The 24,886-nt window shown below is 44.4% G+C and carries 23 protein-coding genes; 11 read left to right on the forward strand and 12 right to left on the reverse strand.

The genetic code is table 11. From position 1 onward, the window contains the following. The 3 genes from dxs to A3762_RS11385 form a co-directional block, all read right to left on the reverse strand. A partial coding sequence (dxs, locus tag A3762_RS11375) for a 1-deoxy-D-xylulose-5-phosphate synthase (protein ID WP_068755580.1) occupies positions 1 to 1,864 on the reverse strand: 1,864 nt, incomplete at its 3' end. Positions 1,865 to 1,940: 76 nt separating this feature from the next. Then, the gene (locus A3762_RS11380; protein ID WP_068755582.1) at positions 1,941 to 2,828 is read right to left on the reverse strand and encodes a polyprenyl synthetase family protein; all 888 of its coding nucleotides are present in this window, start codon (positions 2,826 to 2,828) and stop codon (positions 1,941 to 1,943) included. 11 nt (positions 2,829 to 2,839) lie between these two features. After that, positions 2,840 to 3,097 (reverse strand): exodeoxyribonuclease VII small subunit, encoded by a 258-nt coding sequence (locus A3762_RS11385; RefSeq protein ID WP_068477406.1) that lies wholly within the window; start codon positions 3,095 to 3,097, stop codon positions 2,840 to 2,842. 242 nt (positions 3,098 to 3,339) lie between these two features. Between A3762_RS11385 and pomA the strand changes: the two genes are divergently transcribed. The 5 genes from pomA to A3762_RS11410 all read left to right on the forward strand — a co-directional run bounded on the left by pomA (position 3,340) and on the right by A3762_RS11410 (position 6,570). Beyond that, the gene (gene pomA / locus A3762_RS11390; RefSeq protein ID WP_068755584.1) at positions 3,340 to 4,104 is read left to right on the forward strand and encodes a flagellar motor protein PomA; all 765 of its coding nucleotides are present in this window, start codon (positions 3,340 to 3,342) and stop codon (positions 4,102 to 4,104) included. A gap of 8 nt (positions 4,105 to 4,112) precedes the next feature. Beyond that, positions 4,113 to 5,111, forward strand: coding sequence for a flagellar motor protein MotB (locus A3762_RS11395; RefSeq protein WP_068755587.1), 999 nt, complete (start codon positions 4,113 to 4,115; stop codon positions 5,109 to 5,111). Positions 5,112 to 5,130: 19 nt separating this feature from the next. Beyond that, the gene (locus tag A3762_RS11400) at positions 5,131 to 5,757 is read left to right on the forward strand and encodes a hypothetical protein (protein WP_068755589.1); all 627 of its coding nucleotides are present in this window, start codon (positions 5,131 to 5,133) and stop codon (positions 5,755 to 5,757) included. A 79-nt stretch (positions 5,758 to 5,836) separates the two neighbouring features. Next, on the forward strand, positions 5,837 to 6,055 hold the full coding sequence (locus A3762_RS11405) for a hypothetical protein (protein ID WP_068477397.1): 219 nt from the start codon (positions 5,837 to 5,839) through the stop codon (positions 6,053 to 6,055). Between the two features lie 38 nt (positions 6,056 to 6,093). Continuing rightward, positions 6,094 to 6,570, forward strand: coding sequence for a hypothetical protein (locus A3762_RS11410; RefSeq protein ID WP_068755594.1), 477 nt, complete (start codon positions 6,094 to 6,096; stop codon positions 6,568 to 6,570). Between the two features lie 15 nt (positions 6,571 to 6,585). Here A3762_RS11410 and A3762_RS11415 read toward each other — a convergent pair whose 3' ends face one another. Both A3762_RS11415 and A3762_RS11420 read right to left on the reverse strand, forming a co-directional pair. Beyond that, positions 6,586 to 6,930, reverse strand: coding sequence for a hypothetical protein (locus A3762_RS11415; protein WP_068755595.1), 345 nt, complete (start codon positions 6,928 to 6,930; stop codon positions 6,586 to 6,588). A gap of 46 nt (positions 6,931 to 6,976) precedes the next feature. Further along, positions 6,977 to 7,756, reverse strand: a complete 780-nt coding sequence (locus A3762_RS11420) for an NRDE family protein (RefSeq protein ID WP_068755596.1) — start codon at positions 7,754 to 7,756, stop codon at positions 6,977 to 6,979. A 71-nt stretch (positions 7,757 to 7,827) separates the two neighbouring features. Here A3762_RS11420 and A3762_RS11425 point away from each other — a divergent pair, with 71 nt between their 5' ends. Genes A3762_RS11425 through A3762_RS11440 form a run of 4 tightly spaced genes read left to right on the forward strand, consistent with a single transcriptional unit; the run spans position 7,828 to position 10,814 of the window. Continuing rightward, complete coding sequence (locus A3762_RS11425; RefSeq protein ID WP_068755599.1) at positions 7,828 to 8,613, forward strand: sulfite exporter TauE/SafE family protein; 786 nt, start codon at positions 7,828 to 7,830, stop codon at positions 8,611 to 8,613. A 20-nt stretch (positions 8,614 to 8,633) separates the two neighbouring features. Further along, on the forward strand, positions 8,634 to 9,428 hold the full coding sequence (gene lgt / locus A3762_RS11430; protein ID WP_068755646.1) for a prolipoprotein diacylglyceryl transferase: 795 nt from the start codon (positions 8,634 to 8,636) through the stop codon (positions 9,426 to 9,428). 10 nt (positions 9,429 to 9,438) lie between these two features. Further along, positions 9,439 to 10,278, forward strand: a complete 840-nt coding sequence (locus A3762_RS11435) for a thymidylate synthase (protein WP_068755601.1) — start codon at positions 9,439 to 9,441, stop codon at positions 10,276 to 10,278. Positions 10,279 to 10,304: 26 nt separating this feature from the next. Then, positions 10,305 to 10,814: a dihydrofolate reductase gene (locus A3762_RS11440; protein WP_068755648.1), complete on the forward strand. Its 510-nt coding sequence runs from the start codon at positions 10,305 to 10,307 to the stop codon at positions 10,812 to 10,814. A gap of 73 nt (positions 10,815 to 10,887) precedes the next feature. Here A3762_RS11440 and ilvD read toward each other — a convergent pair whose 3' ends face one another. After that, positions 10,888 to 12,732, reverse strand: a complete 1,845-nt coding sequence (ilvD, locus tag A3762_RS11445) for a dihydroxy-acid dehydratase (protein ID WP_068755603.1) — start codon at positions 12,730 to 12,732, stop codon at positions 10,888 to 10,890. A gap of 192 nt (positions 12,733 to 12,924) precedes the next feature. Between ilvD and A3762_RS11450 the strand changes: the two genes are divergently transcribed. Further along, positions 12,925 to 13,512, forward strand: a complete 588-nt coding sequence (locus A3762_RS11450) for an LON peptidase substrate-binding domain-containing protein (protein WP_068755605.1) — start codon at positions 12,925 to 12,927, stop codon at positions 13,510 to 13,512. On the opposite strand, the gene A3762_RS11455 is transcribed toward A3762_RS11450, so the two are convergent. From A3762_RS11455 to A3762_RS11475, 5 genes are all read right to left on the reverse strand, one after another. Further along, the gene (locus A3762_RS11455) at positions 13,509 to 14,825 is read right to left on the reverse strand and encodes a bifunctional DedA family/phosphatase PAP2 family protein (RefSeq protein ID WP_068755607.1); all 1,317 of its coding nucleotides are present in this window, start codon (positions 14,823 to 14,825) and stop codon (positions 13,509 to 13,511) included. The genes A3762_RS11450 and A3762_RS11455 overlap by 4 nt on opposite strands. Before the next feature lie 9 nt (positions 14,826 to 14,834). Further along, positions 14,835 to 15,821: a GGDEF domain-containing protein gene (locus tag A3762_RS11460; protein WP_068755609.1), complete on the reverse strand. Its 987-nt coding sequence runs from the start codon at positions 15,819 to 15,821 to the stop codon at positions 14,835 to 14,837. Beyond that, positions 15,811 to 16,863 carry a diguanylate cyclase domain-containing protein gene (locus tag A3762_RS11465; protein WP_068755611.1) on the reverse strand — a complete coding sequence of 351 codons (1,053 nt, stop codon included), beginning with the start codon at positions 16,861 to 16,863 and terminating at the stop codon, positions 15,811 to 15,813. The genes A3762_RS11460 and A3762_RS11465 overlap by 11 nt, the downstream gene beginning before the upstream one ends. Before the next feature lie 89 nt (positions 16,864 to 16,952). Further along, on the reverse strand, positions 16,953 to 17,222 hold the full coding sequence (locus A3762_RS11470; RefSeq protein WP_068755613.1) for an EscU/YscU/HrcU family type III secretion system export apparatus switch protein: 270 nt from the start codon (positions 17,220 to 17,222) through the stop codon (positions 16,953 to 16,955). Next, on the reverse strand, positions 17,219 to 19,333 hold the full coding sequence (locus A3762_RS11475) for a flagellar hook-length control protein FliK (RefSeq protein ID WP_068755617.1): 2,115 nt from the start codon (positions 19,331 to 19,333) through the stop codon (positions 17,219 to 17,221). Before A3762_RS11475 ends, A3762_RS11470 begins: the two co-directional genes overlap by 4 nt. Positions 19,334 to 19,484: 151 nt before the next feature. On the opposite strand from A3762_RS11475, the gene A3762_RS11480 reads away from it, so the two are divergent. Continuing rightward, positions 19,485 to 21,920, forward strand: a complete 2,436-nt coding sequence (locus A3762_RS11480) for a hypothetical protein (protein WP_068755619.1) — start codon at positions 19,485 to 19,487, stop codon at positions 21,918 to 21,920. Between the two features lie 321 nt (positions 21,921 to 22,241). Here A3762_RS11480 and A3762_RS11485 read toward each other — a convergent pair whose 3' ends face one another. Next, positions 22,242 to 24,533, reverse strand: coding sequence for a tetratricopeptide repeat protein (locus A3762_RS11485; RefSeq protein WP_082869093.1), 2,292 nt, complete (start codon positions 24,531 to 24,533; stop codon positions 22,242 to 22,244). Positions 24,534 to 24,886: the final 353 nt, after the last annotated feature.

A 24,886-nucleotide genomic window follows, 5' to 3' on the forward strand; every position in this document is an offset into this window, starting at 1 on the left:
CTATGCCTTTGGCATCCAATCCGCATTGTGCGAGTAAGTCTTCCGGCTTACCATGATCTACAAACTCGTCAGGCAAGCCCAAGTGTAATGTTTGGGTGTTGATTCCGTTTCTCGATAGAAACTCTGAGACGCCAGCGCCGGCACCACCTGCGATCACATTTTCTTCCAACGTCACAAGTAATTCATGATCCTTGCATAGGGATAAAATCATATCTTCATCTAATGGTTTCACAAAACGCATATCGATGACGCTGGCATTCAGCTTATCGCCTACTTCTCTAGCTCGTTCAAGCAAGGCGCCAAAAGATAAAATAGCGACTCGATGGCCAGTCTTAACTTGGCGAGCTTTACCAATTTCGAGTGATTCCAGCGCTTTAATTATTTCGATGCCCGGCCCTGTGCCGCGTGGGTAGCGAATCGCTGCCGGGCCTTCAAATTCGAGTCCGGTTTGTAGCATGAGTCGACACTCTTGCTCATTTGATGGCGCCATAATGAGCATGTTTGGTATACAGCGCATGAAAGACAGATCAAACGCGCCTGCATGAGTTGCGCCATCAGCACCAACTAATCCTGCACGATCAACTGCAAAGGTAACGTCTAGGTTCTGTACAGCAACATCATGGACAAGTTGGTCATAAGCACGTTGTAAGAATGTAGAGTAAATCGCAACAACGGGCTTCAGCCCTTCACATGCCATGCCAGCAGCTAGTGTAACCGCATGCTGTTCAGCAATAGCGACATCGTAATAGCGTTCGGGAAATTGTTCGGCAAAAGATACAAGGTCTGATCCCTCTTTCATTGCTGGTGTGATCCCAATGATGCGTTGATCAGCTTTTGCTGCATCACAAATCCATTGACCAAAGATATTTGAGTAGCTAGGCTTTTTCTTGGCAGTTGCGATGTTTTGGTTGGCTTGCTTGGCTTCGATTTTGTTGATTGCATGGTAGCCAATAGGATCGGATTCGGCAGGAGCGAATCCACGACCTTTTTTCGTGACAACATGCAGGAACTGAGGGCCGCTCATGTGGTTCATGTTATCAAGTGTTTGAATTAGTAGTGGCAGGTCATGGCCATCAATTGGGCCAATATAGTTGAAGCCTAGTTCTTCAAACAAGGTGCTTGGGGCCATTAGACCTTTGACATGCTCCTCGGTTTTACGAGCAAATTCACGAAGGCTCGGTGTGCCGCTCAATACACGCTTACTACCGTCACGTACTTGATTGTATGCCTTGCTTGAAAGGATTTGTGCTAAGTGATTTTTTAAGCCGCCAACATTGTTGGAGATCGACATGTCATTGTCGTTAAGAATGACGAGCAGGTTAGGATAAATGTCGCCTGCGTGGGCAAGTGCTTCAAACGCCATGCCAGCGGTTAATGCGCCGTCTCCGATGACTGCAATTGCTCTACGATTCTTACCTTTGTGTTTTGCTGCTAAAGCCATGCCAAGTGCGGCACTGATGGAAGTGCTCGAGTGGCCAACTCCAAATGTGTCGTACTCACTTTCCGATCGCGTTGGAAAAGCAGCTGGACCATCCTGCTGACGAATGCGAGGCATAGCGTCTCGGCGGCCTGTCAGAATTTTGTGAGGATAAGCTTGGTGACCCACGTCCCATACTATGCGATCTTCCGGCGTGTTGAACACATAGTGCAAGGCAGCTGTCAGTTCAACGACTCCTAATCCTGCCCCAAAATGCCCGCCTGATTGTCCTACGCTATAAAGTAAGAAGTGCCGCAATTCGTAGCATAACTTTTCCATCTGCTCTGCAGATAGCAGTCGCAACTGGTGCGGAGATTCGATCTTATCGAGCAAGGGTGTAGACGGTCGCTCTGTTGGGATGTCGTTAAAAGTATGAAGATCGTACATCTGGTTCGCTGTTATGGTTTCGCTTGGGGGTCGAGTATATCAGAAAGTCTATTTTTCAAGGCTTTTTCTTCTTCGCTTAATGAATGCGTCTAATGACGTAATCTGCAATTTCTCTCAGTTCGTCAATATCACGGTCGTTTAAGCGATTGAGGCTAGATAGGCAATCTTTGTGCAGACCTTCTAGCTTCTCTCTAGCGCCTTCAAGACCTAGCAGGGAAACGTAAGTAGGTTTGTTTAGTGCCTCGTCTGCACCAGACGTTTTACCAATTGTTTCGGTATTGCCCGTCACATCCAAGATGTCATCTTGAACTTGAAATGCCAGTCCTAGCGCTCGAGAGAAATCTGCCAAGGCGGCCAATTCTTTTTCAGATGCCTCAGCACACAGTGCGCCCAGTTCCACTGCAGCGCTAATCAGCTTGCCAGTTTTGTGATGATGCATGACTTCAAGCTGTTTTAATGACAGTGCTTTGCCTACCGAGTCTAGGTCAATTGCTTGACCAAGTACCATTCCTTCAGCCCCGCTTGCTTTTGCGAGTGTTTGAATCAGCTTAAGTTTTGTTGCGTTATCTTGAGGGCTGGCGTTTGATGAAACTAATTCAAACGCCAGCGCCTGGAGAGCATCGCCGGCAAGAATGGCTGTAGCCTCGTTAAATGCGATATGGCAAGTCGGCTGTCCCCTACGTAATGCATCATCGTCCATGGCAGGTAGGTCGTCGTGAATTAATGAGTACGCATGGATCAATTCAATCGCACATGCGGCATGCAATGCACTTTCTTCAGAGCAATTGAGGGCCTTTGCAGTAGTGATCGTCAGTAGTGGGCGAACGCGCTTACCGCCTAGTACAACGCTATAATGCATGGCTTTATGCAATTCAGTGTCTTTGCCACTTAGGTCTTCAATGAATTGCGAGAGCGCACGGTCAATCAGATCACGATAGTGACTAAAAAAGATAGGCTGTTCCATAGAGAAGCTTATTAGGCAGAGTCGCCGTCATGATCAGAGGTAAATGGTTTAGTGCTTAATTCGCCATTATCGTCAAGTAGCTCATGTACTCGTTGTTCTGCTTTTCGCAAAGTTTGTTGGCAGTTTCGCGTTAATTTAACGCCTTCTTCAAACGCTTCTAACGATTGCTCGAGAGATAGTTCGCCCTTCTCCATTTTATCGACAATAGCTTCTAGCTGTGCAAGAGATTGTTCGAAATCATTGAGTGCGTTGTCCTCGTTTATCGACATGCTGGCGTATATCTCCGTCCGATCCAAGTTTGTGGAAAATCACATATTCCAACGTGAAAAAAAAGTTTAGTGACTACACTTTTTAAGTGCTCAAATTCATAAACAACAAGTATGCAAGCTGGCGTGTATTCACAACTTTAAAGCTGGGTTTAAGTATAACGATTCATTGTTCCTCGTTGAACCTAATTTCGCCCTGCAATAACTGAAATATCAACCATATATGAGAGAAGAGGGTTCCTCATTTGGATCTCGCAACCCTAATAGGATTAATCGGAGGATTCGCCATTATTGCTTTTGCAATGGTGTTGGGTGGCTCTGTAGGGATGTTTTTCGATATTCCTTCTGTACTAATTGTGTTAGTTGGCTCACTACTCGTGTGCTTAATGAAATTTTCTCTTGCACAATTTTTAGGTGCAGTGAAAACCGTGGCAAAGGCCTTTATGTTTAAGCTTGATTCACCGGAAGAGTTAATCGGTGTGATCAAAGAGTTGGCTGAAGAAGCCCGTAAAGGTGGTTTGCTCGCTTTGGAAGGCAAAGAGATGGGCAACAACTTCTTGAAAAGAGGGGTTGGCTTATTGATAGACGGGCATGATGCAGATGTTGTGCGTTCGTTATTGAGTAAAGATAAAGCGCAGACCTTAGAGCGCCACAAAACCGGCGCCCGAGTTTGGGAAGCTTTAGGAGATGTAGCGCCGGCGATGGGCATGATCGGTACTTTAATAGGTCTTGTCGCAATGCTATCGAACATGGATGACCCTAAATCTATCGGTCCAGCAATGGCTGTTGCCTTGTTAACCACACTTTACGGCGCAATGCTTGCTAACATGGTAGCCATACCTTTCGCTGACAAGCTAAAACTTAGGATGACAGAAGAGAATCTTATCAAGAGCATGTCAATTGATGCGGTGATGGCGATTCAGGCTGGCCAAAATCCTCGAGTAATAGAAATGATGTTGCGTAATTACCTTCCCGAAGGTGCGCGTGAAACTGAAGCAGAAACAGGTTAACGCGCTACATGTCTGATCAAGAACATGAGTGCGAAGAATGCACACCGGGGCTTCCTGCTTGGATGGGAACCTTTGCAGACTTAATGTCTCTGCTCATGTGTTTCTTTGTATTGCTTCTATCGTTTGCTGAAATGGATGTGTTGAAGTTTAAGCGTCTTGCTGGCTCCATGCGTGAAGCATTTGGTGTTCAGAAACAAGTCGAAGTGAATCAAGTCCCTACTGGCACCAGTGTGGTAGCACTAGAGTTCGCGCCGGGAAAACCAGAGCCAACGCCCATTCGGACAGTCATGCAACAAACGACTAATCCCAACGAGCAAAGTTTAGAGTTGATGTGCGATCAATCAACACCGCGTGAGGCTGCACATGAATGTATCGATGCATTGGGTGAAAATGATAGGGAAATGCTAGAGCTGCAACAATTGTTGGTTTCTACTGTCACTAAGGCTGCTGAGGAAGCAGAAGATCAGGCTCTCGAAATTGCGTCTTTTCTAGAGAAAGAAATTTCAGAAGAATTAATCGAATTAGAAACTCAAGGGCGCAAAATTATTATACGAGTTGAAGAGAAAGGGTCGTTTTCTTCAGGTTCAGCGCATCTGGAAGATGATTTTTTACCTATTTTGGATAAGCTCGTTGACGTACTAGGCTCTGTTCAGGGTAGAATTTCAATAGAAGGGCACACGGATGATGTGCCGATAAAAACAAAAGAATTTCCATCAAACTGGGATTTGTCAGCAAAACGCGCTTTAGTGGTTGCCCACGGACTCATGGAATCGGGTGATTTAGACCCAAGACGTGTTTCGGTCTCGGGCTTTGCAGATAGCCGTCCTTTAGTCGCAAACGACTCTACTGAACATCGAGCTAAAAATCGACGCGCAGAGATCGTGCTTGAAGAGAAAAGCGCAGACTCAATGCGCAAAGATATTCAAGCCAGTGAACAAGCGGTTGATGCTGCGAATACTAGTTTGCTGCGAGACATGTTAGATTTGTCGCCGGAGGAAATTTTCTAGCTTAAGTTGCGGAGTAGCTATGTCTCAAAAAACATCAGAGCGTCGTCGATATTTTCGGGTTGATGACCATATCGGTTTACGCTTGATGCTTGTCACCGACACTGACGTTGAGCATTTAGACTCAGGGTCGGTTCAGACGCCCGAACAAAGGCTGATCAAGGTCAATAGTGCCATTAACCGTCATCTTGCTAGACTTAAGCGCAAAGATGAATCGCTCGCTACTTTGCTTGGCTTGTTAAATCATAAGATAGATTTGATTGCGGCCGACGTTGATACAGGCAAACCTAAGGTTGATGATAAGCATGCACACACTTATATGATGTGTGAGGCGAATGTCAGTGCTTGTGGTTTGGCATTTCCATATCATACTGATTTCAGCAAAGCGCAAATGTTGAGTTTGCATATCAAACTCTTTCCTTCTGAAGAAGTTGTAGAAGCCTTGGCGATGGTGGTTGGTTGTGAACGTCGCGATGCGTTTTCCGCGGAATTGTCGGACTATGAAAAGCAGCAACTCAAGGATCGACCATATTGGGTGCGTGTAAATTTTGAAGAGATTTCGGAGGTTGAGCAAGAGCTGCTTGCGCAACATGTAATTCAAAAGCAGGCCAGCAAGTTGTCGACCCGTGTGAAGTTAAAAGAAGAATAGTTTGTTAAATTGTGGCTTTGAGTTAGCCAAATTAAAGGCTTATCATCCTTGCTTTTGCAATACTGAGAGAATTCCCTTCATGGTCCTGTTTTGGCCTATTCAACAACAGCTTGATTGCATTAGTTCAAGCGGACGTATCCTCGGAAAAATCGGATTCGACATTCAAAAAGATGATTATATTTTTGTACCAGAGGATGTGTCACTTTCCTTAACTGGCGAAGAGCAAGCTAAGATCGATGAACGTTTAGCGGGTCTTAGATCAGGTTTATACCTCATTCCCATGCAAGATGACGATTAACTTGGTTTCTCATAATCGCTTTTAGTTTGAATTCTCCTATGTCACTAGATTTGTTGTGCCGTTATCACAACGATGCGGTCTATGCTTGCTCTCTCCCATCCTTTGATCAATCGATACCAACATTCGACATTGGTTCGCAACATTTCATATGCTTTATTGGTGGCGATTTTCGTCCAATTTCGGATGGAAAATTGGCGCGTTTAGCGTCAGATCTCTTAGCGCAAGGTGCATGTTATTTTGTGTGTTGGGGGAGTGATAGTGAACGCTTCCATGATTTGATCGAAGATATGCTACTTGGCGATGTTGCAAGATCGGCCGAAGAGGCCATTGTTATGAACTCTTGGCATGTATATTCTGATTTAAGTGAGGCCTTGTTGTTCTTTTTATGCCATGCAAGTCCATCTTCAAGTTATACGGAGCAGTCGATTTCCCGCGTAGCGATTACACTCGCTCAAGAAGATAATTCTAAAATCATACAGGCTTTTCTCTCTCAGCCAGAACTATATGTGGATTGATTCGTGGTCGTTAACTTATGCTCTGCTGCACTCGCCACTAAAAAACTGATGTGGTTCAGGAGGCATACTTGGGTCCATGGTTGAATGCGCAAGTAAATTTAAGTTGGAAAGTCGATTGAATTTCATCGTGTCTTTATTAACGACCAACACAGTGAGACCGTCTATAAGTTGGTAATGCTCAAACTGCTCGCTTTCATAGATACGTTGGTTTGTATAAATTTTAAAGGCGTCATCACTTCCATCTACTTTACAGATTAGGGCGCTTTGTTCTTCTGCAGAAGAATGGTTTATCCATAGAACGGAAGAAATAAAGAGAAAGCCTAGTAAGTATTTTTGCTTGAGTTCGATGAGCATATGCATAGTGATCTCTCTTGGTCTAATCCGGGTTCGTGTTCTTTACTACGCCTTAAAGATTTATTTCCACTTCGGTATAGGGCAAGTCTTGGCTGTTCTCTGAGTTGAAAGTCGTGTCATAACTGCGTTCGATTAACGAAATCTTGTTTTGATGAATGCGCACAAGTGAGCTTGTGCGCGTGCCATACTCTTTACTCCGAATGAAAATACTCGAAAGCAATTTCTCACTTTGAACCCCCACTCCAGTATTAGGAAGTTCATTTTCAGGCGCTGGAGTTTGATCCTGCATTAACGCAAATAAGGCATTTTTTTGATCTGTGTTTGGCTCTGGTGAATCGTCGATGCACTTTTTAAATTCGCCTTTGGCTTTGATTACTTTTGGCCAAGGTGTGTCGAGTAGGTGATTACTCAGACCATAGATACCAGCATCAAGTATGCGAAAGTTTTGCGTGTCTCGATTACTCGTATATACAAGTTCAGTACCATCGAAGATCAGGGCATTGAATCCGGTGTAATCTTCAGAGCTTTGTGCAAGGTGCGTAGCGTATTCTTGAGCGCTGACTTCGCTTAACAAAAACTCGTTTGGGATTAAGCCCCTTGATTTTTCGCCGCTCGAACTCGGAACTTCTCGAAAGTTAGTAACCGTGCATAATCGTTGATTTGCTGTGATACCCAGCCAAGTTCCTCCTGCGAGTTTATCTTTGCCAGCGCAAATGTCGTTATCCCATTTAAATGCTTGGTCTGTCGGTCGCTGATAAAACTCATCACGATTACCGAGCAATATGAGTGGCGTTTCACTCTTTGGTTGCCATTTAAAAATAATCAAACACATTACGTATCACTTGCCTGAATCTTGTTATGATATGGTGCTTACTTACCCACGTTTCGTCTATTTAAACAGATATGGTTATCCTAACGTATTTACTCGCTGGCGCCTTGGCTGGATTTATAGCCGGATTATTCGGTGTGGGTGGCGGTATTATAATGGTACCCGTATTTGTGTTTTGTTTTGAAGCGCAAGGGTTTGATGCTTCCGTATTAACGCATATGGCGATCGCTTCCTCACTAGCGTGTATTGTTTTTACCTCTATCAGTTCAACGCGTAAACATCATTTACTTGGCGGTGTTGATTGGCATGTATTGTCGAAAGTCGCCCCGAGTATCGTTTTGGGTGCCATTTTAGGCGTACTGTTAGCACTGCAAATCAATGGCCAAGATCTTCGTATTTTACTCGGTATATTTGTCATGCTAGTCGCGGTTCGAATGCTTCGCAGGCAGCAGCCCGAGAATGCTTCAGATGGGGTGTCGACGCGAACAATGTTTCCGATAGGCTTAAGTATCGGTGGTATTTCAGCTTTGTTCGGTATTGGCGGCGGTACTTTAAGTGTTCCGTATTTTCATCGTTTAGGTTTGCCAATGAAGAGGGTGGTCGGCACGGCTGCTGCTTGTGGATTGCCAATTGCTCTCACGGGGGCTATCGCTAACATCACGTTTACTCTAGACTCCACGCTCACACCAAAATATAGCTGGGGATATATTTATCTTCCTGCTGTAGTGATGACCTCTTTAGTCTCAGTGGCGTTTGCGAGAAAAGGGGCGCAATTCGCTCAGATAATGAATGCAGAACGATTAAAACAATTATTTTCTATTTGCCTTTTTGCGATTGGCATTAAGTTTGTCTTTTTTTAAGTGAGGAGTAGTCGGTGGCTATAGCCTATCCACAAATTGATCCTGTTGCGGTCAGCCTTGGACCTTTAGAAGTGCATTGGTATGGCTTGATGTACTTGTTTGGCTTTTTGGCGGCTTACTTGTTAGGTAAAAAACGCGCGCAAAGAGCTGATGCTCCGCTTCAACCGCAAGATGTTGGGGATATGATTTACTATGCTGCGCTAGGTGTTATTGTTGGTGGTCGCCTAGGGTATGTGTTCTTTTATAATTTTCCGAAATTTCTCGATGACCCAATTTGGTTGTTTAGAGTTTGGGAAGGTGGAATGTCTTTCCACGGGGGATTGATAGGGGTTATCACAGCTCTATATTTATTCTCGCGAAAAGTCGGTTGCAAGCCATGGCAGCTAGTAGATTTTGTCGCGCCATTAGTTCCCATTGGCTTAGGCTTAGGGCGTATTGGTAATTTTATTGGTGCCGAGCTATACGGCCGTGCGTCGGACGTTTCATGGGCGATGGTGTTTCCTACTGATCCAACCCAATTGGCACGTCATCCTTCGCAGCTGTACCAGAGTTTCCTTGAAGGCTTAGTTCTGTTTTTAATTCTTTGGTGGTATTCATCGAAGCCGCGACCAATGTATGCGGTTTCGGGCATGTTCTTAGTTTTCTATGGGTTATTTAGATTTATTATTGAGTTTGTGCGCGAACCAGACGCGCATATTGGTTTTATTGCCTGGGGTTGGCTCACAATGGGTCAGCTATTGTCGCTACCAATGATTGCATTGGGGATTGGCATGGTTGTTTACGCAAACAAGCGTGGTATGGCGAAGGAGGCATAGAGGGTTAGTTATGCAAGCATATTTAGATTTAATGCAAGATGTTGTTGATAACGGTGTTGATCGCGGAGATAGAACGGGTGTTGGAACTCGCTCCGTGTTTGGTCGCCAAATGCGATTCGACTTGAGTGAAGGCTTTCCGTTGGTCACGACAAAAAAAGTGCACCTCAAGAGTATTATTTATGAGTTATTGTGGTTTCTGAAAGGAAGTACGGATAACAATTGGCTGAAAGAACGTGGTGTTTCGATTTGGGATGAATGGGCAACGCAAGACGGTGATCTCGGTCCTATTTATGGCAAGCAATGGCGAAGTTGGGCTGGTCAAAGCGGTGAAGTTGTTGATCAGGTTGCAGAGCTTATTCAACAAATCAAAACTAAGCCTAACTCGCGACGTTTGATTATCTCTGCCTGGAACCCAACTGAGTTACCGGACGAGACTATTAGTCCGCAGGAAAACGTAGAGCAGGGTCGTATGGCGTTGGCGCCTTGTCATTGTTTATTCCAGTTTTATGTTCAAAACGGGAAGTTGTCTTGTCAGTTGTACCAACGCAGTGCTGACCTATTTTTGGGTGTGCCATTTAACATTGCCAGCTACGCGATATTGACTCACATGATTGCGCAGCAATGTGACTTGGAGGTTGGTGACTTTGTTCATACATTTGGCGACTGCCATTTGTATAGTAATCATTTGACGGACGAGATTGTGTTCGAACAACTCAAGCGCGAGCCTCGCGCCCTGCCAACATTGAAGATTAAGCGAAAGCCCGCTTCGATATTTGACTACGAGTATGAGGACTTCGAAATCGAAGGTTACGATCCTCATGGTTTGATTCGCGCACCGATCGCAATTTGATCTAGGCGGAAGATAGAGTAATGACTATGAAAAAATCGCTGATTGTTGCGTTGTCTCAGAATCATGTGATCGGTAGAAATAATAAGCTGCCTTGGTATTTGCCGAATGATCTAAAGTACTTCAAAGAAGTGACGATGGGTAAGCCTATCGTCATGGGACGCAAGACTTTCGAGTCTATTGGAAAGCCGCTTCCCGGAAGAGTCAACATCGTGGTGACACGCAATACAGATTGGTCTGCTGAGGGTGTGAAGGTCGTGCATTCCTTAGAGGAAGCCTTTCAATTGGCTGAATCGATTGCAGAGATTGATGGTCAGAATGAGCTTATGATTATTGGCGGTGACCAAATTTATAAAGCGTCTTTAGATTTGGTTGATAGGATGTATTTGACTGAAGTACATCGGCATGTGGAAGGGGATGCCTATTTTCCTGAATTTGATCGCTCACAATGGTCGGAGTTAGGTCGGGAAGATTATAAAGCAGAAGAGCCTAATCCTTATGACTACAGTTTTGTTGTGTATGATCGTAAGCCAGCTTAAGCCTTAATATTTGCTTCAATAAAAAGCCCGAGCATCTCTCAGATACTCGGGCTTTTTGCTCTTTGTTATGCTGTTAGTCGAGCATATCTAAGTTACGTACACCGCCTTTGTCCGCACTAGTGGCTAGTAAAGCATATGCTTTAAGTGCTGGTGTCACTTTACGTGGACGATCTTCTAATGGCTTCCACGCATCTTTTCCTTTTGCGTCCATTGCATCGCGGCGAGCTTGTAACTCAGCATCGCTAAGTTTCACGTTGATGCTACGTTCAGGAATGTTGATTTCAATGATGTCGCCCTCTTTAATCAGGCCTATAGCACCACCTGCTGCAGCTTCTGGTGAGCAGTGACCGATAGATAGGCCAGAGGTGCCGCCTGAGAATCGACCGTCGGTTAATAGCGCACATGCTTTACCAAGGCCTTTCGATTTAAGGTAACTTGTTGGGTAAAGCATTTCTTGCATCCCTGGGCCGCCTTTCGGACCTTCGTAGCGAATAACGACAACGTCGCCTTCACTTACTTCATCGTTCAAAATACCTTTTACTGCTGAGTCTTGGCTTTCGAAGATCTTTGCTTTACCCGTGAATACGTGGATTGACTCATCAACGCCTGCCGTCTTCACAACACACCCATCAAGAGCGATATTGCCATAAAGAATAGCGAGGCCGCCCTCTAGCGAGAACGCGTTTTCGATAGAACGAATACAACCATCTTTACGGTCACCATCTAGGCTTGGCCATCTTGTCGCTTGGCTAAACGCGGTCTGTGTTGGAATGCCCGCTGGACCTGCTTTAAAGAACTCTGCCAATTCAGGTGAGTTGTTTTGCATGATGTCCCACTCGGCTAGCGCTTCTTTCATTGTTGCTGAGTGAACGGTTGGCGTATCTGTATGCAGAATGCCAGCACGATCGAGTTCGCCCAAGATAGCCATGATGCCGCCTGCGCGGTGAACATCTTCAATATGATACTTTGGAGAGTTTGGTGCGACTTTACATAGCTGAGGAATCTTGCGACTTAGTTCGTCGATGTTCTTCATTGAGAAATCCAACTCTGCTTCTTGTGCCGCAGCGAGGAGGTGAAGAATAGTGTTTGTTGATCCGCCCATGGCAACATCAAGTGCTACAGCGTTTTCAAACGCTTTAGTGTTGGCAATTGATCGAGGCAAGACAGATTCGTCGTCTTGTTCGTAGTAACGGCGCGTAATATCAACGATCAAATCTGCTGCTTTTAAGAACAATTTCTCACGGTCGGCATGCGTCGCGAGTGTCGTGCCGTTACCAGGAAGCGAAAGACCAATCGCTTCAGTTAAACAGTTCATTGAATTTGCGGTAAACATTCCAGAGCATGAACCACATGTTGGGCATGCGCTGCGCTCATATTCGGCAACTGTTTCATCATCGGCTGTATCATCCGCTGCGATAACCATCGCGTCGACAAGATCGAGTTTATGTTCACTCAATTTTGTCTTACCCGCTTCCATTGGGCCACCTGAAACAAATACAACAGGAATGTTTAAGCGCAAGGCTGCCATGAGCATTCCGGGTGTGATTTTGTCGCAGTTTGAAATACACACTAATGCGTCTGCGCAGTGCGCGTTTGCCATGTATTCGACAGAGTCGGCGATTATCTCACGTGAGGGTAAGCTGTAAAGCATGCCATCATGCCCCATAGCAATACCATCATCGACCGCGATGGTATTGAATTCTTTTGCAACGCCACCCGCTTTTTCAATTTGGCGTGCGACGAGTTGCCCCATGTCTTTCAAATGAACATGTCCTGGGACAAATTGTGTAAATGAGTTTGCTATCGCGATAATTGGCTTTTCAAAGTCTTCTGTTGTCATACCAGTTGCGCGCCATAAAGCACGTGCACCTGCCATGTTACGACCATGAGTTGAAGTCTTGGAACGATAAGTTGGCATGTTTAATTTCTCGTCTTTAAGTAATGTATCTACACAAAAAAATTTCGAGCAAGCTTACCAGAAAACCTGCAGTGTCCACAGTAGATAGACACTTAGAAAGGCATAAAAGTGACTAAGATCTTATTCGCTTGCAGATCTGTGCGGAGATCACCTATTCTGCTCAGAAATATTCGATGAATTTAGGAGTAAAAAGTGAAGGTTGTTGTGTTTCCGCTAGAAGCAATGCTTTGTCCGAGAGGACGTGTGTCAGTGCGCGTGTTTGAAGCCCAATACCTTGATGCCATAAAAGATTGTATGAAAAACGATTTGCCTCTGGTTTCAGTGGCAATTAATCCTCAAGCAAAAGGAGGAGTCGATCTACCATTTTATCGTCAAGGCTGTTTGGCGAAAGTTGTTGATTTTGACTTGGATGATGATGGTGTTTTAGCGGTTGTTTTAGAAGGTGTGGAAAGTGTTTTGTTCACGCAAACTTATCGCACTGATAAGAAACTCTGGTATGCCGATTGTGAGCCTGTATCTGCATCGACCCATAGCGATGAGCGTTCTCAGCATTTGCCTCAAAACTATGATGACCTGATCGAGATTTTAAAGGCTTTGGTCAAACATCCGAGTATTGAAGAGCTAAATTTAACGATCGATTATGAAGATGCAGAGCAGGTAAGTTTACGATTGATTGAATTGTTGCCATTGCCTCTAGAAGAGAAACAACGTCTTTATGAGCAGCCTGAATTAGTGAGTCGCCTAGAATCTATCTCTCAAACTGTATTAGAGATGATTTAACGCGGAGAATAAAAAACGAGTGCGTTACTCATCGACAGAACGACGTAGGTGACAGGAATAATGAGCAACGTTACGTAATACTGCTTGTTGATTTTCGGGTCGAGGTGTTTGTCTTCACGTGGCAGTACCAAGTGACTTAAGCATAAGATGATGCCAGCTAGCAGCAACCCTGCGATCACGTCACTCGCCCAGTGAACTCCAAGAATGATGCGTGAACAGGCAATGAGACTGATGATGATTAGTCCGCAGACCTTCCATACGTTAGATTTCTGACTAGGTATTGCCGTTAATACTAAGCATCCGATGAAGACAGCTGCTCCACTGGTATGCCCACTCGGAAATGCACCACTTGAAAGTGCACCGAGCAAATGGTCTGGGCGGATTGTGTTAAATAAGTATTTAAACCCATGGGTGAATCCGGCGACAGTGATACCCGTCAGAGCGAAGTAGATAGCATGCTTGTATTGTTTATGGGTCGCGAGAGATGCAACGCATATCAGGAATAACAAGATAAGCAGAGCTTGATCGCCGAGCAGCGTGATGAAAACAAAGAAGCTGTAAAACAAGGTATCCCTGACAGTTAATGCCTTGGCGAGAACCCATACATCAAAGCCATCTAGCATGCCGCTAATGTTTAAGTAAGCAATGCTTGAAAATGCTATGGCACTTAAAGTGAATATTGAGCCAAAGTATACGAACGGTTTTGCTCGCTGTTTGCTCAGTGATAACCATAATAGGCTGATCGCAATTATTAGGCATAAAACAAGCACAAGGGCATAGGTAATATCACGATTTTGAGTAGCGAGTTGCGTTATTTCTGCTCCCAAATAACCGGGTAATATATAGGCTGGAGCCCATGCGATAGCTGAAAGCAGATTGATAAGAATAAATTTGGTGGGTGACATTTGGAGTACACCCGCAGTGAGTGGGAGTACTGGACGCAGAGGTCCGACAAACCGACCAATGACTACGCTGTAGGTGCCATATTTCTCAAAAAATCTTTCACCCTCTTGTAAGGCGTTTGGATACTTTGAAAAAGGCCATGTGAGGGGTAATCGGTCGTGGAAGGCACGGCCAATATAAAAGCTAATAACGTCACCAAGCACAGCGCCGATAAATGCGGCAGCTAATACCTCTATGAGCGGGATGCCTGCGAGTCCTGCAACGGCAGCAGCTGAAAATAGCAATGCAACGCCTGGGACAACAATGCCTGCGATGGCAAATGATTCGACAAACGCGATGATTGCAATTGCAGGTAATATTAAGCTCGCGTTTGCGGTGAGCCAGTGACTTAACTCTATTAAACTTGGCATCTTAGGTGGTTAGTCGTTCAATATAACGCGATTATTACCTTTGCTGTGTGCTTCAGCCAGCGCTGCATGCGCGCCTTGAAGCAACTCTTGAGCGCTTTTTGAGTTTTTAACAGGTGTGAATGTATTGGCGCCGATGCTGACTGTAATGCTGTCCACTTCGGGCCACGTGCTTTCTTCAAGCGTTCTTCTGATTCGTTCTGCAATGACAAGTACGCCCTCTTCTGGTGTGCAGGGTAGTAGCAAGTAAAAACGCTGCTGGGCATCGAAGTATTGGCTGTCTCCTGCTCGAATCATTCCATTCAGCGTTTCAGATAATTGTTTCAATAAATCTTGCTGAATGCCAATACCATGCATTTCTTCTATTTGTTCAAAGTAATCGACTTCAAGAGACAATATGGAAACAGGGCGCTCTGTTTCTTTAGATCGTGAGACTTCTTTATTCAGTGTGTCTTCTAAGTGTCTGATGTTGTAAGCACTAGTCACCGGCTCATGAATGGCTAACTCAACGAGAGTACGACTGCGACTCTGGTGCAGCATTGCAAATGTTCCTGCAAATGCAATCATCAGTACATAGCTCGTGGCGAACAAAGAAACAGTGAGTAGATCTGCATGGTGGAATAACACTGCAGTGAAGCATAATCCTGCAACGATACTAAGGATTTTGGCTTGTTTCAGTGGTAAGGCGATGTAGGCAAACAAGCCCAGAGGGATGAGCCAGTACATCAATTGTTGTGCATGCGTTTGCGCGTCCCAGAGAAGGACCAGAAAAACAAAACATAGTGCTGCAAGATTGGCGCGCTGAAGATTGCTAAGTTGATAGGTAAAGCGTGCGTAGGTCGCTAAGCCAAAAAATGTCAGACTCAGTAAACTTGCGGTGTAGACTAAAGGGTACATGCCGTATCGAAAGTTTTGCACGCCGAGCACGACCATAATGATTCCTGCAAGTAGATAGAGGCTGCCTATCACTTGGCCTTGCAGTTGTACTTCAGTTCTCATTGTTTTGCTCGCTATTGTTTAGATCTTTGTCGCTAAAAAGATAAGACTGATCACCACCGCGCTGAAGAGCTTTATCTTGTGCAATGTGTGCGTGCTGAACCATCGAGTGGCAATCGTCACCGACATTGAGATGGCTCACACCCATGCTGCTTGTCATATTTACTTTGTTTAATTGGATTTGTTGTTTGATTTTCAAGCGCAGAGAATCTGCGATCTTGATGGCTGGCTTTGAGCTAGTGTGCGGTAAAACAATCAAGAAACTGTGTTGTTCCAGACGATAGTAACTGTCAAAAATACGCAGGTTGTTATGCAGCAATTTTCCTATTTCTACTTGCACAAAATCATGTTCTTTGTCGTTGAGCTTTTCGGTAGCTGTGGGGTCGAGTTTTAGTGATACAACAATAAGGTCGCTTCCTTCACGCTCACTTCGTTGAATCTCTTTTTGCAGATCTTCATTGAGGTGTTGGAGAGATGCTGCATGGCTTAAATTGTCGGTTCTTCGTAAGGGTAAAAGTTGGCGACGACGCAGTTCACGTAGATAAACCAGTGCACACGATGCACCTAAAAACAGAATGAAATTTGGTACGGCTTGCAAGGATACAAATGGTGAATCGTGCCATGCGATCAAGCCTATGGATAACAAACTTGTGACCGCTAAGATCGGTAAGGCAATTTTAAACTCAAAGAAAAACATAAGCATGAGAGGCAGGGAATAGACCCATATACCGCTTTGGTCAGGAGCGACCCAAAGAATAGCGAGTGTTAAGACGGCGATAATAATCGAGAGACGACGAGGCGTGCCTGATTCAAAGCTTTCTTCTGTCGGAGAAGTTGTGCCAAATTGATTAAGCTTTTGTGTGAATCTAGGGGAGAGCACTTTTCCTAATCGAGACAAAAATAATAGCGCAGTAAATGAGCCTAAAAATATGGCAAGCGAGAATTGCTTATCTAGTACCGCGATAACAGTGCTCAGGCCGCTTAATACAGTTGCTACAGCGTATGCTGGAGAATGTGTGAGAATGGAGTTGTCAGGTTGTTGCATTGTCTACTTTTGAATTCGCTGTGCGAGCTTATGATTATTACTTAATCATAAACCTTAAATAGGCTGTTTGCATGGTAACTTGCGGACTATTAAGAAAAATCCTTGGGCGCTTTGCCTTGTAGGTAAAATGCAAATGCAATGATTTCTGCGATCAATCTGTACAACACATCCGGAATTTCTTCTCCCAACTCAAGTTGTGCCAACATTCTTACTAGTTCGGCATTCTCGTACAAAGGAATGCCATGTGCATTTGCGATATCAACGATTTCTTGCGCGATGTCTCCGGTGCCGCTTGCTACAACTTTAGGGGCGCTCTCTTGGTCATAATGCAGTGCGACTGCTTCAGGTAGTTTGCTCATGCTCGAGTATCCACAAAGCCTTGCTTTACTTCGGTGTGTGTGTCGCTTGGAGGCGCCCCTAGATAATAACTTGCGCTATCAATATTTAGATCAGCCTTTTTTAGTTGCGCTTTAAAAAGGTTTTCTTCGGACTTGATCAGTTGCAAAGATTTTTGATTCTTTGCCCAAAACTCTGTTTTTACATGAGGTGGGTTTAGGGTTGCTCGAACGTGAAGTGGGCCTATGCCTTCCAGATTGAATTGCAGTTTTATGATCCACGCTTTCTCTTTGTTTTTATGCGGATGTTGGTGCTGCTCTTGTTTTTGTTCGTGCTGCTCGATACGCAATTGAAGCGTTTCGATGTTGCTTTGGTGCGTGTAAGGCAGCTCTATGTTCCATGCTTGAATAAAGCCGGGTTCGTTAGATGTTTGGGCTTGGTAGAGACTGTTTACTTGATTGAACTGGATCCGATTAATCATACCCGCAAGGAGTCTCAATAGTTGTCCTGTGGAGAGCTCTTGGTCGGCTAATATCGCTTGTGCTTTCAATGTTGAATTATCCAGTTTCGGAAAATCAAAAGCTTTGGTAAATAGTTGATTCTCAGATAGTCCATACAAACGAGGCTCAGATGATAGGTTCTCAGTTTGTGATGTGCTTGGCTTAGGTGTGTTTGAGGATTGGCTAATACCGAACGCTAGGCTTTGAAGGGATGCTTTGATATCTGATTGAGTTTTGCTGATATTGGGCAGTAAGTTAAGGGTGTTTTGAATTTGTTGAGTAAATAGCTCGTTTTGTTTACTTAAGAGTTTGAATGCTGGTGAATGTTGATGGTTTGCGAGGTTCAAAATAATTGAAGGTGCTTTTTTATCGATGGATTCTAAGTTTGTAAGTACTAACTTTATATTATTTTTGTTTGCATTGAGGGTGTTTGCTGTATTGCTAGATAGTAAGTCAAATAGTTGTTTCGTTTGATTGAAAAGTGAGTTGGATAGCTGGTCGAAGTCTGTGATTTTTTGTGCTGTTGCGCTCATGCTTGTATGAGATTTAAGCTGTGTTGGTAGTTGCTGAATAAATTCTGAAACACGCGTTTGAAGTGGTTCCGGCGGCGTGAGCATTGGACCATTTAGGTTAATAATGTTGATGGCTCGCTGAGATGCTCGTTGCCATAGATCTTGTTCTGACTTGCTACGCCCTTCGAGTAGTGTAAGTGTTTTCCATATACCTTGGATATCAAGAGTTTTGACTTGATCGGGTGTGTTCTGACTGGCTACTGACTGCTTGCTATCTCGATTTAGGAGCTTTGCTTCAAGCTCTATTCCGCTAAGTTTTAGCCATGACTTGATGGTCTCAATTGGCGTGAATGAGACTTGCTCAGTGCTGGTTGATGCGATCGTTACTGATTTTGCAGTGAGATCGGCGGACTTAGGTAATTGCTCTTTGAGTGTGTTTAGAATCAAAGACGATGCTTGTTGAGCTCCTTCTAATCTATCTGACATTGCCGGTGAAATTTGTGTTTGTTGAAGGATTTTAAAACCGCTATTAAGACTGACTTGCTGTGGAAGTAAGCGAGCTAAGGAAGATCTTAACTGAGAGAGTTGTGCCTCAGGGGATGAATTTTTCGTCTGTAACGGCAGGGTAGCTATCTGCTCTGCGGGTAGGTTTTTGATGACCGGAGTGCCCGCCTCCGTTAGTGTGAGATTTAGTACCATGCCTGTCTTAAGCGCTAACTTTGAACTTGCGAGAATAAATTGATTTTTAATCTGTATTAGCCAAGTTGAAAGCTCTTTTTCTGAAATGGGTTGAGCCGGACTGGTTATGAGATGCGGTACTCTTAGTTCACTTGCTTGTGTTGGAAGAGGTGTCGGACGATTGCCTTTGCTGCCGATCGTGATTGCTTGATCAGTGCTTAGTATTTCACCCTTAACTTTTCCTATTATTTGGATGAGGGCTGTCTGGTTTTTTTTTACATCAACGCTCTGAATTTCAACAATATTGTCTCTAATCACAGGGAGGGACTGAAGAGGTGTGTCTCCCGTTATTTGAATGATCTGCGATGTAGAAGAAATAGGCGCTCGCTGTTCGGTTGAAGCTGCCTTATTTTGTTCAGGGCTTGAGCCGAAAGGTATCTCCAATTTTGTGCCTCATTTCAGGGTGTGTGCGCTAAGGTACCACTAAATACATAAGTTTGTGTGAATGCGCTCGCAATAGCTTGTGCTGACGCTTATCTAAGCAGTTAATATCGATATAATAGCTGAGTTAGAAAATAAGACGAAAGGAACCTTCGTGTCGCGAGTTAGAAACTTAAGTGAAGTATTGCAGTACATTTGTGTCGTGGCCTTCGTGTTTGTTTTGTCCGCATGTTCTGAGGGGATCGATGAGATTCTTGATACTGACATCCTTCCTGAGGAAGAGCTTCCTGATCCTCCCGTAACGCCGACTCCACCTGCACAGCCCGATGCTGAACTCGAAGAAATTAAAAATTTGTTTGTGGGTGCATATGGTTGTCAGGATAACACCGCGCTTTCTCTCGTGAATTATGATAGTGACGCGTCTCTTTCCTCATCTTCTTGCGACGGAAATGTGGTTGTTGAAGGTACTAACCCAAGCCAACTTTATGCAATGAGTCAGGGGGTGCATGCTTACCTTGACTTGGTTGCCGATCCTTTAAAACAAAATGAAGCGGTGGTGTTTGCCAATGCTGGTGCAGTGCTTTATATCGATTTAGACGCTAATTCTGCTGAGCGACTGACAAGTTTTTCAGGAACGGTATGCCGTGTGATCCCTAGTATCCGTTATGAGGCAGAGGTCGATTCGGTTACTGGTGATGAAACATGGAATGAGCTGCATGATTCTTTTGTTTACGTTGAGGTCGTTGATTCAGCTGATAGCGCTAGGGCATGTCAAAATAACCAAGATTTTCGTCGTTATTTTAAGGTAGCGCTTAATTATGATGTGAACGCGATCGATGAAGAGACATGTATTGGTGAACTTGACGGTAAGAGTTCCGCAGCTAACTGTAAAACACGCCTATTACCTAATGTTAGCCAAGCAAGAGCCTTGAGTTACCCGATTCGTGCATACGTAGATGATGCGACTAATCCAGGTAGTAAAGTGCAAGTATATGGATATATCGGTGCTGGCTTGGGGAGCGGGGCTCGTGAGCTGGTATTGTGGAATAGCGCTGGAGACCAAGTTTGGACGGCTCCACAAGATCGAAATCTAGAGAGTTTTTCCAATGTTCTGGGAGTGGAAGGCGCTTATAGTCAGTTGTTTGCTGTCGAAGAGTTGGAGGATAACTTTTATGTGGCGCAACTTGGCCGTGATATTTTTGTATTTGAGGGTTCAGAGTTATTTGAGCTAAGTGATTCCAACGATGTATTTAAAGATCGGTCATATCAATTGGAAGAAGACTCGGGAAATGTCACTAAGATGCAAATCGCTTTCGATAATGATGATTTCCTTGTATTTGATCAGGGTAAGTTCTTCTACAGTGACTATAAAGCTAGTTACAGTGCGCCAGTTTTATCTAAGAACTACAGTTATGACTTTTTATTAGCGCGATCGCTGAGAAACATTGAAGATCCTTACATGTTCTCACAGTTTGATTTGAATGACTGTAGTTACAATGCTGACCCAGTAGCTTGTGCCGATGCTAATGACGTTGGAGGCTTCGCATGGCAAGTAACGAATGACTGTACACTTGCTTTGAACTGCTCTTTTCCAAATGATCTCAATGATTATTGTGTGACAGACGCAGAGCGCACGCCAACAACACCCCAATCTGAGTTGTGCACGCCCAGTAACTATGAAGACTTAAATGAGCTTGATGAAGTCGCGAATGATCTTAGTTTTGCTGCATTTTTGCCCTACTACAAAGACTATATGCGCAGCTTCGAATTTAAGATGTACGACGATTCTTTGTTGTTAAATTTACGTCTGACAGAGCGTGATGCTCTAGTGGTGTATTACTACAAACAGCCTCTTACCGCACCGGCCACTGTGCGAGAGCGTCTATTGTTAGGTCGTCGATTGGTGCAATCTATTTCTCGGCCAGTGGTTCAAGATTCCGGGATATATTTTTCAACGAACGTCCAAGGCGCAACTGTTTCTAATGTCTGCTACAAGGGTCTCATGGAAGTGATGTGTAACGTTCAGGAGCCGTTAGAGGGAGCGGCTGATGAGTGTACTCGCTTTGATCTAGATGCCGGCACATGTCGAGAGGGACGTTTCTTGTTTGAGAGTCGTGCTCTATTTTGTTCCGATACAGAAATCCTGTCTGGCGACTGCAAAGACTCCAATCAAATTAATCAAACGACTTTACAAATTGAGTCCGCTTCTCAAGATGCAAAATGGGTTCCGAGCTTGAGCATTGATGCAACAAATGGCGTCCAATCAACGATGCATGTGTTAATTAGTGATGATCAGCCACGTTCAACCGCTCGTCCTAATGATAGTTACTCAAAAGACGAAGGCATCTTAGGTAACCCTCAGCTTTACTCAGTAGCTTCGCAACGAACCTTATCAAGCGCTCAAGGACAGTTGTTGTCTTCAGTTGAATCTGTTGCTGCTAGACTTGTGTTACGTGAAAACGAAGGTGCTTATGCTGTTAATGCAGAGGAGTTTGTTAGCTCAACTCGACAGCGCCAGCAAGATGAGATTTATGTTAATCAAGCTAATGACCAAAACCAGAAGGTCATTGGTCGTACCATTGCGCACTGAAATTTAAATTTGATGTTCTAAAATTCGATAGCCCGTTTGCTATCAGTAGCAAGATGTAAATGACAGCGTGAAATATGGGCGATAGCTAAGGCTTTGGAGACTAACAGCGCGCTAGTACTAAAATCTGGATAAACGGCTGCCAAGACCGCTCTGTGAGAACCGCTACAAATTGACTAATATTGGGCACAAGCTTAGTGAAACACTTATTAGTTGGGGAGTTTAAGAAGCGTATAGCGGCTTCAGCGAGCGCCCATCACGCATCCGAACCCTGCCATCAAATTACGCACACTCACTAATAATTATGCGCATTGATTATTTATGTTAATTCGTTTTTGCGGACGTTTTGCGCAACATGTTAATGAGTCTAAGGGTTTGTAAATCCTCGGGTATCAGGTCTACTAGTTGCTCGGCATACGTCAGGGCTTTTTGGGTTTGGCCGAGCTCTAACAGTAAAGGCAGCACCGCATAGGTCATTCGAGGATTCTTCGGTGCGAGCTTGTGTGCAGTCTCATAGTTTTTCAAGGCTTCCTCTGCTTGTCCTTGATCTTGAAGTAAGGCACCGAATGTAAAAAAGTAATGAGGGTTATTCGGCGACAACTCCGTTGCCTTTTGCAGGTGCGCTAAAGCCAACTTTTTGTTGCGTTGACGAATACGAGTCAGGCCTAACGCGAAATAAACCTCAGCTGAGTCTGGATTAATGGTCAATGCTTGGTTTAGAACATTTATACTCTGCGCAGTATTGTTTAATGATTCCGTTAACCTCGCTAAAGCAAGGTAGGCGGGTATATATATTGGTTCAATATTTATCGCGGCATTATAATGTTTGGCGGCATTTTCAAAATTGTTGAGATCGCGCTCTAAGTTACCGAGATTAGTGTGCGCAAAACCTCTATCCGCTTGGTAATTTTGCATACTGCGATACTCTTCTAATCCGTTTTTGATTAACTTTTTCGCTTGTACGGGGATCGATGACATTTGACTGGCGGCGGCAAGTGCGCGAGATCCTCGGGCACGAATGTTTGATTGAGCATCGTTAATAAGTGGTTTGAGTAATTGCCATTTTTCGGCATTGGAGTAGGGCGCCGCTGCGTCGATCGCCGCAAGTCTGAATTGTGGTTCTGACCTTTTCACGGCTATTTCGATTGCTTGCATCGAATCAGGATGCGGATAGTTAGCTAAACGACTAAGCGCTGACGCGCGTATGATGGTCGCTTGAGTATCATCTGTAAAAACAGTTAACAGCTTTTGACGTCCGCTCGGTATTATATTATCTGCCTCGTTGAAAGCGTAAGCGAAATGCTTAGCATAGGAATCGTCAATTTTTGGGTACCATGTCTCGATCGTCGTGCTTGCCCAATTTGCATCTTGATTGGTATGGCAGTTATTGCATGCGTTTGGTGCTCCGGTATCGCGTGTTAGATGTGGGCGTGGGATCGAAAATTGATGATCTCGCCGCGAATCAACGCCCATGTAAACAGTCGCTGGCATGTGACAGCTAACACATTCTGCCGCGTCTGTGCCTACTTTATGCATATGGTGTGTTGGTTTGTCATAGGTTTTTGAATCATGGCATTGTGTGCAGACTTGGTTTCCTGTCACGTGGAGTTGCCCGCCGTGCGGGTCATGGCAATTTGTGCAAGTTACACCCGCGTCGTACATTTTGCTCTGAACAAAAGAACCCCAAACAAAATTCTCGTCTGATACCTGCCCATCCACATGGTAGAACTCCGGTGTCAGTAAAACCGTCTCAAGCGCGCGATTGAGAAAATCAGGCTCCGCTCGGTCACTAATCGCATTACGTCGCGCGTGACAGCCGGCGCAGACTATGACTTGGTCTGATGAACGACGTTTTGAAATTGGGTTTAACTTACCTTGACTGTCGGTTTTATACAGCGGCGTTTCTACACCAATGTATGGGCTATCAGTTAAAACGGGATAATTAACTGGATCTCTGCTGTGCTTGTTCAAATTACCATGGCAAGAGGAACAAGAGACATTGATACTCGAAAACTCTGACGAGTAGGTTCGGGTATTCAAATCAAAATTTTTTCTGAAGTCGCTTGAGTGGCAATCCGCACACATTTGGTTCCAGTTTTGACCCATTTGAGACCAATGGAAGCTATCATGCGGTTCTTGATCCGGATGTACAACATACCATCGTTGCCCCCCCATACTCCTGGGCCGGCTGTCCCACGCGAAAGGAAAAAATTGCAGCTTTCCTTTGCCCGCATCGAACATGTACTGTTGTAAAGGATCGAACCCAAATGTGTAGAGGACTTGATACCTTTTCATAACCCCAGATAGGTTTGGCATCTCGATATAATATTTTTCCGCTTCGAGGGTAAACTTTACCACTTTACCTTCGTATGAAAGCCGTGCATCGGCAAAGTTACCAAGAATATTTTTCGAATTGGCTTCACCCATCGCTTTGGCGTGATGCGATGAGCGCCAAGCATTAACCTCTTTCTTATGGCATGCAACGCAGGTTTGACTCTCCGAGATGGGTAGCGTTGGGTCTTTCGCAAACGCTGAGGTGCTCATCAAGCACAAAAATAGCCCAATGAAGACGGCTCCACTCCAGTGATGCGTCGTTCGATTTGGATACAATTTCATTATCTATGCATAGATTATTTGGTTTTGGACTCTCTATTAACAGTCTAACTTGGGTGTAGAGGCGAATAAACGGGTTTCTGTACTTGTTATTTGTTTGTTGAAAAGGTTTCACGAAAGTAACAATTAAAATGTCGCTAACCCCACATTTACATCTTAATACGAAGTATTCTTACTTTAGTGGGGATAAATCTATACCCATTTAGTTTTTTCGCCTAGACTCTTTTGCGGAGACTCGCAATCTATAAGTCAAAAGAATAAACATAATAGAGTTACAGCGCAGATTTCATTAGTTCAAATTAAGCAAGAAGAAAGTAAAGATAAAAGGTATTGAACTCATCATTTCAGGAGGCAAT

This window comes from Oleiphilus sp. HI0125, assembly GCF_001635355.1.

Bases quoted from the DNA above. Each gene is read 5' to 3' on its own strand.
- A3762_RS11380 (WP_068755582.1), bottom strand. From the start codon at position 2,828: ATGGAACAGCCTATCTTTTTTAGTCACTATCGTGATCTGATTGACCGT.
- A3762_RS11385 (WP_068477406.1), bottom strand. From the start codon at position 3,097: ATGTCGATAAACGAGGACAACGCACTCAATGATTTCGAACAATCTCTT.
- A3762_RS11395 (WP_068755587.1), top strand. From the start codon at position 4,113: ATGTCTGATCAAGAACATGAGTGCGAAGAATGCACACCGGGGCTTCCT.
- A3762_RS11400 (WP_068755589.1), top strand. From the start codon at position 5,131: ATGTCTCAAAAAACATCAGAGCGTCGTCGATATTTTCGGGTTGATGAC.
- A3762_RS11405 (WP_068477397.1), top strand. From the start codon at position 5,837: ATGGTCCTGTTTTGGCCTATTCAACAACAGCTTGATTGCATTAGTTCA.
- A3762_RS11410 (WP_068755594.1), top strand. From the start codon at position 6,094: ATGTCACTAGATTTGTTGTGCCGTTATCACAACGATGCGGTCTATGCT.
- A3762_RS11415 (WP_068755595.1), bottom strand. From the start codon at position 6,930: ATGCATATGCTCATCGAACTCAAGCAAAAATACTTACTAGGCTTTCTC.
- A3762_RS11420 (WP_068755596.1), bottom strand. From the start codon at position 7,756: ATGTGTTTGATTATTTTTAAATGGCAACCAAAGAGTGAAACGCCACTC.
- A3762_RS11425 (WP_068755599.1), top strand. From the start codon at position 7,828: ATGGTTATCCTAACGTATTTACTCGCTGGCGCCTTGGCTGGATTTATA.
- A3762_RS11435 (WP_068755601.1), top strand. From the start codon at position 9,439: ATGCAAGCATATTTAGATTTAATGCAAGATGTTGTTGATAACGGTGTT.
- A3762_RS11440 (WP_068755648.1), top strand. From the start codon at position 10,305: ATGAAAAAATCGCTGATTGTTGCGTTGTCTCAGAATCATGTGATCGGT.
- ilvD (WP_068755603.1), bottom strand. From the start codon at position 12,732: ATGCCAACTTATCGTTCCAAGACTTCAACTCATGGTCGTAACATGGCA.
- A3762_RS11455 (WP_068755607.1), bottom strand. From the start codon at position 14,825: ATGCCAAGTTTAATAGAGTTAAGTCACTGGCTCACCGCAAACGCGAGC.
- A3762_RS11460 (WP_068755609.1), bottom strand. From the start codon at position 15,821: ATGAGAACTGAAGTACAACTGCAAGGCCAAGTGATAGGCAGCCTCTAT.
- A3762_RS11465 (WP_068755611.1), bottom strand. From the start codon at position 16,863: ATGCAACAACCTGACAACTCCATTCTCACACATTCTCCAGCATACGCT.
- A3762_RS11470 (WP_068755613.1), bottom strand. From the start codon at position 17,222: ATGAGCAAACTACCTGAAGCAGTCGCACTGCATTATGACCAAGAGAGC.
- A3762_RS11485 (WP_082869093.1), bottom strand. From the start codon at position 24,533: ATGAAATTGTATCCAAATCGAACGACGCATCACTGGAGTGGAGCCGTC.